Source organism: Candidatus Hydrogenedentota bacterium (assembly GCA_018005585.1).
In the GTDB taxonomy this organism is placed as follows: domain Bacteria; phylum Hydrogenedentota; class Hydrogenedentia; order Hydrogenedentales; family JAGMZX01; genus JAGMZX01.
In genome coordinates this window covers 1-5,793 of sequence record JAGMZX010000117.1, presented here as the reverse complement: position 1 = coordinate 5,793, position 5,793 = coordinate 1, and the positions used below count along the sequence as shown (strand labels likewise).

Here is a 5,793-nt window from a genome sequence, read left to right as displayed (position 1 = left end):
CGATGCAGTTCCGAGGTCAGGGCAAGTTCGCGAAGGGGGCGGTTTTGCAGCAGGTAACTTTCCTTCAGCCAATGACGCAGAAAGCCGCCGCGCCGGTAGCGGCGGATGATGCCTTCGCCGGCGGGGAAGGGGAAGCGCAGCAGTTCGCCACGCCCGCCCGCGGCGGCGGGGGCGCAGCCCGCGCCTTCGATCAGCGCCGCCGCGATACAGTCCGCCCATTCGCCGCGCACGAGCGCGGTCTTGCCGTTGCGCGCGATCTTCACGAATTCTTCCAGCACCGTGCACCTCGCCAATGTGTCCCGTGCGCGGGGAATCATCGGTCACGCGGAACGGCTATTGCAACCCGCGGGCCGCGCCATGTGCCATTATGCGGATCGCTCATGCTAGAATCGGCGGCGCGGGAATGAGTGCGCCGCCTCTCGCGCGGCGCGGGACAGGAAACGGGAAGCGTGCGCGCGGATGCCGCGCCGCGCGAGGAAGGAGCAGCATGTCATGCGCAAGGTATTGATTCTCGGCGCGGCGCGCACGCCGATAGGTTCGATGGGCGGCGTATTTGCCACGACCAGCGCCGTGCAACTGGGTATTACCGCCGCGAAGGAGACACTCCGCCGCGCGGGTGTGAAGCCGGAGCAGGTCGAGGAAGCCATCTTTGGCAATGTTCTTACCGCGGGTCAGGGCCAGAACCCCGCGCGTCAGGTGGCCATCGGGATTGGGATGCCCGATGCGGCGCCGGCGTTCACGGTCAGTAAGGTATGCGGGTCGGGCCTTAAGGCCATTGAACTGGGCTGGCAAAGCATCTTACTCGAACGGGCGAATGTCGTGATTGCTGGCGGCTTTGAGAACATGACCATGGCCCCATATTTGCTGCCGGCGATGCGGGCGGGCGCCCGGCTCGGCGACGCGCAGGCCGTTGACGGCACGGTCCGCGACGGGTTGTGGGATATCTTCAACAACTACCACATGGGCATCACCGCCGAGAATGTGGCGGAACGCTATGGCATCACCAGGGAGCAACAAGACCAATTCGCCCTGGAAAGCCAACGGAAATACGCCGCGGCGCTCGAGGCAGGCAAATTCAAGGACGAGATTGTGCCCGTTGTGGTCAAACAGAAGAAAGGCGAGGTGGTCGTCGATAAGGACGAACATCCGAAACCCGATACGAGCCTCGAAAAGATGGCGAAACTCCCGCCTGCCTTCAAGAAGGAGGGTACGGTAACGGCGGCCAATGCCTCCGGGATCAACGACGGAGGAAGCAGCGTTCTGCTCGTCGCGGAAGACGCTCTCCCGGAGGGAGCGAACCTTGATCATGCCGTGTACCTGCGCGACGTGCGTTCCTGCGGCTGCGACCCGAAGGTCATGGGTTTGGGGCCCATAGGGGCGGTGCGCAAGCTGCTCGAGAAGAATGGCCTGACCGTGGCCGATATCGGCCTCTGGGAACTCAACGAGGCCTTTGCGGCGCAGGCGCTCGCCGTGCTGCGCGAGCTTGACATCGACCCGGCGAACGTGAACCTCAACGGCGGGGCCATCGCGCTTGGCCACCCCATTGGCTGCACGGGCGCGCGCGTGACCACGACGCTCATTCATGAGATGAAACGGCGTAAGGCCCGGCTCGGCATCGCGGCGATGTGCATTGGCGGCGGCATGGGCATCGGCTGCCTGGTCGAGAACAAGGTTTGAGGCGCGCGGCCGGGATATGGCGTTTCTTGCGCAAATCCAGAAAAACTGGATTCCAGGTCAGGCAGATGGTAAACTAAGGGAGGAAGGCAAGAGTATTCTCTTGCCGGGCGAGGCGCATGCGCGTATATCTGGGCCTTGGCAGCAACATTGGCGACCGGGAGCAGTACTTGGTGGCCGCTTTGGATGCGCTGCGGAGGTTGCAGGGTGTGCGCGTGGCCGCAGTATCGCCGTGTTATGAGACTGAGCCCCTGGGCGAGGCCGGCCAGCCGGCGTTCTTGAATATGGCGGCGGCTATCGAGACGGAGTTGTCTCCGCTTGAAATGCTGCGCGCCGTGAAGGAGATCGAACGGCGGGTAGGCCGCCTCGAATCGTGGCGCTGGGGCCCGCGCGAGGTCGATATCGACCTCATTCTGTGGGAGCAGGAAGTGCTGGAGACGGAGGCGCTGACGTTGCCCCACAGGGCGTTTCGCAAACGGGCGTTTGTACTGGCGCCGCTGGCGGATATCGCGCCGGACGCCGTCGACCCGGTTACCGGGAAGACGGTGGGTGAGCTGGCGCGGTCGCCCGAGGCCGAGGGACGTGTGAAGAAGTGCGGCGTAGTCGCGCCGACTCCTTGAACCGCTCCGCTTGGAGCCCAAGAGGGACCGGGACGGTAAGTCACGGTCAAGGAGACAGAGATGGCGAACGCTATCACGACGCTAACCTTCCGTGAGCGGAAGCGGTCGGGTGAGAAGATCACCATGGTCACCGCTTACGATTATCCCACCGCTCAATTGCTGGATGCCTCTGTCGTCGACGCGGTGCTCGTCGGCGATTCTCTGGGCATGGTGGTGATGGGTCTTCCGGATACGCTGGGGGTGACCCTGGACGTCATGGTGCATTACACGCGCATCGTGTCGCGGGGGATCACGCGGCCGATGCTGATCGCCGACATGCCGTTCCTGTCCTACCAGATTTCGCCGGAAGAGGCGCTTCGCAACGCGGGGCGGCTCGTGGCCGAGGGCGGCGCGAATGCGGTCAAGCTGGAAGGACCGGCGGAGAAATTCGGCGGCGCGATCCGCATGATTCTGAACGCGGGGATTCCCGTCATGGGCCATATTGGCCTGACGCCGCAGTCGGTGAACGCGTTCGGCGGCTACAAAGTGCAAGGCCGTGACCCGTCGAGCCGCGAACGGCTGAAACAGGAAGCGAAGGGCTTGGAGGATGCGGGTTGTTTCAGCATCGTGCTCGAATGCGTGCCCGCCGACCTCGCGGCCGGGATTACGGCCTCGGTGAGCATTCCAACCATTGGCATCGGCGCGGGCGGCGGCTGCGATGGGCAGGTGCTCGTGTTTCACGACATGCTGGGCTGGGGCAAGGCGCGTTTCTGCAAGACTTTCGCGGATGCGCGCCAGGCAATGGCGGACGGCGTGGCCGCGTTCGTTTCGGAAGTGAAAGCGGGCGTGTTTCCCGCCGAGGAGCACACATACAAGTGAAGATCATTCACACGTCAGGCGAGATGCGCGCGTGGTCGCTGGCGCACAAGGCCGCGGGGCGTTCGGTCGGTTTCGTGCCGACAATGGGCGCGCTGCACGAGGGGCACGCCAGCCTGATGCGCGCCGCGCGCGACCGCGATGACGTTGCGGTATTAAGCGTGTTCGTGAACCCGACGCAATTCGGGCCGGGCGAAGATTTTGAACGGTACCCGCGTACGTGGGAAACCGACTGCGCGCTGGCGGAATCCATCGGCATGGACACGATCTACGTGCCCGACGCGCACGACATGTACCCGGAGGGCTATTCCACGTTTGTCACGGTGGAAGGCGTATCCGCGGGACTTTGCAGCAAGGCGCGCCCCCATTTCTTTCGTGGCGTAGCCACCGTGGTGACGAAATTGTTCAACGCTGTGCTGCCCGACCGGGCCTATTTCGGACGGAAGGACGGCCAGCAGTGCGCCGTGATACGGCGTCTCGTGCGTGACCTCGACATGGGCATCGAAATCGTGGAGATGCCCACGGTGCGCGAAGCGGACGGGCTCGCCATGAGTTCGCGCAACCGGTACCTGACGGAAGAGGACCGCCAGCGCGCCTTGTGCCTGTCCCGTTCGCTGTTTGCGGCGCAGGCGCGGCTTGAAGCGGGCGAACGCGACGCCGAAACACTGGTGCGGCTCGTGCGCGAGGGCATGGCCGGCGTCACCATCGACTATGTGGAACTGGTGGACGCGGAAACGATGTGCGCCGTCAGACAGGTGACGGGCCCGGTCATGCTTGCCGTGGCCGCGCTGGTGGGCAGTGCGCGCTTGATCGATAACATTACCTTTATGCCTCCCGAGTGCTCGGTGTGCAAAGGATAAACCGGAGAGGAGGATACGAGCGGTCATGATGCTGACGATGCTGAAGAGCAAGATTCATCGCGCGACGGTGACGCAGGCGGACCTGCACTATGAGGGCAGCCTGACGGTGGACAAGGACCTGATTGAAGCGGCGAACATCCGCGTGTACGAGCAGGTGCACGTGTTGAACGTCAACACGGGCGCCCGGTTCACGACTTACATCATTGAAGGCGAACGTGGCAGCGGCGTCGTATGCCTGAACGGCGCGGCGGCGCGGCTGGGCCAGCCTGGCGACCTTGTCATCGTGATTACCTACGCGCAAATGGACGCGCGCGAAGCCGAGTGCTACACGCCGCGCGTGGTGCATGTGGACGCGCTCAACCGGATTACGAGCGTGGTTGGCGCGCCGCCTCAGTGCGCGCTGATGGACTGATCCTCAAATGGGAATGTCCCGCCGTGCGCAACCGTCCTGATGCTGCGCGTATGGGGCCTTGCGCATGAGCCCCGCCGCCGGCGTGCGGGCTGTTCCCGGGAAAGCGCGGGCGGGGCGCATCCTGCTTGCCGCGCTGCTGGCGGTCCTGCCTTGCCTGCTCTTTCTGAACAAGGCTTTTCACATTGACGACCCGCTTTTTATCTGGACGGCGCGGCATATTCTTGAACATCCCCTCGATTTCTACGGGTTCGACGTCAACTGGTACGGCCGCACGCAACCCATGCACGAAGTGACACAGAACCCGCCTCTTGTTTCGTATTACCTCGCCATCATTCTGCGTCTCGCCGGGCCAGCGGAGTGGGCGCTGCACCTGGCCATGCTGTTTCCGGCTGCTCTTGCCGGCGCTGGCGCCTATCATCTCGCAGCGCGGTTCTGCGCGCGGCCCTTGCTCGCCGCGCTGCTGACCGTCGCAAGCCCCGCGTTCGTAGTGTCGGGCACGACGCTCATGTGCGATATGGCGATGCTCGCGTTCTGGCTTTGGGCTGCTTCGTTGTGGCTTGCCGGCCTGGAAACGCGCTCCTGGAACTGCGTTGTCATGGCCGCGCTGTTGGCCGGGTTCGGCGTGCTCAGCAAATACTTCGGCGCAAGCCTCATCCCGCTGCTGGCGGTCTATACGCTTTGCCAGGGACGCGCCCACTGGCGTTATCTCATCGCGCTCGCGCTGCCGATATGCATGCTTGTCTTGTATGAGACCGCTACGGCGCACTTGTATGGGCGCGGCCATTTCCTCGACGCCGTCTGGTATGTCTCGGAAATCGAGCAGGAATACGGCAGGGATTATCTCGCCAAGATTCTTGTCGGCCTGATTTTCCTGGGCGGGTGCCTCACGTTTCCATTCCTGGTTCTGTTGACCGGGTTGCCGAGGCCCGCTGCGGCGTCGCCCGGCAAGGTTGTGGCAGATTCCACGGGCGCGGCCACGCCCGCGGCCGCCGGGCTTCCCGGCTATCACTACCTTGGCCGCGGTCCTTATCTGGCCTTTGCCTTGGGAGTTGTGGCGGTCCTTCTGATGGGGATACGTACAGGTGGAACCGGCCTGCCGGAAGCCGTGGGCTTGGACACGTTCGGCAAGCTGGCGCAGGGCTGTTTATGGACCGCCGCCGGGTTGGCCGCCCTTGCGCTTGCCGCTGGCGATTTCTTCCGCGGCAACTGGCGCGAATCGGTCTTTCTGGGACTGTGGCTCGGCGGCGTGCTGGTTTTCGTCTGCTTCTTGAACCACTACATCAACGTGCGGGTCCTGTTGCCCGCCGTTGTTCCGGTGGCTATTCTCGCGGCGCGCCGGCTGGATGGTCCCCGCGGCCGCGCGCCGGTCCCG

Annotated in this window: 7 protein-coding genes; 6 read left to right on the top strand and 1 reads right to left on the bottom strand. The window is 64.1% G+C overall.

The window, feature by feature from the left end; translation table 11 throughout:
* A partial coding sequence (locus tag KA184_17310) for a hypothetical protein (GenBank protein MBP8131340.1) occupies positions 1-278 on the bottom strand: 278 nt, incomplete at its 3' end.
* Between the two features lie 214 nt (positions 279-492).
* Between KA184_17310 and KA184_17305 the strand changes: the two genes are divergently transcribed.
* From KA184_17305 to KA184_17280, 6 genes are all read left to right on the top strand, one after another.
* Positions 493-1,677: an acetyl-CoA C-acetyltransferase gene (locus KA184_17305; GenBank protein ID MBP8131339.1), complete on the top strand. Its 1,185-nt coding sequence runs from the start codon at positions 493-495 to the stop codon at positions 1,675-1,677.
* Between the two features lie 116 nt (positions 1,678-1,793).
* Entirely contained in the window at positions 1,794-2,294 is a 501-nt protein-coding gene (gene folK / locus KA184_17300; protein ID MBP8131338.1) for a 2-amino-4-hydroxy-6-hydroxymethyldihydropteridine diphosphokinase, read from the top strand.
* A 60-nt stretch (positions 2,295-2,354) separates the two neighbouring features.
* A complete protein-coding gene (gene panB, locus KA184_17295) occupies positions 2,355-3,152 on the top strand; it encodes a 3-methyl-2-oxobutanoate hydroxymethyltransferase (GenBank protein ID MBP8131337.1) in 798 nt (265 codons plus the stop codon).
* A complete protein-coding gene (locus KA184_17290; protein MBP8131336.1) occupies positions 3,149-4,009 on the top strand; it encodes a pantoate--beta-alanine ligase in 861 nt (286 codons plus the stop codon). Before panB ends, KA184_17290 begins: the two co-directional genes overlap by 4 nt.
* Positions 4,010-4,034: 25 nt before the next feature.
* Positions 4,035-4,421, top strand: coding sequence for an aspartate 1-decarboxylase (locus KA184_17285; GenBank protein MBP8131335.1), 387 nt, complete (start codon positions 4,035-4,037; stop codon positions 4,419-4,421).
* 64 nt (positions 4,422-4,485) lie between these two features.
* Positions 4,486-5,793: glycosyltransferase family 39 protein (locus KA184_17280; GenBank protein ID MBP8131334.1), on the top strand; the 1,308-nt coding region annotated here is incomplete at its 3' end.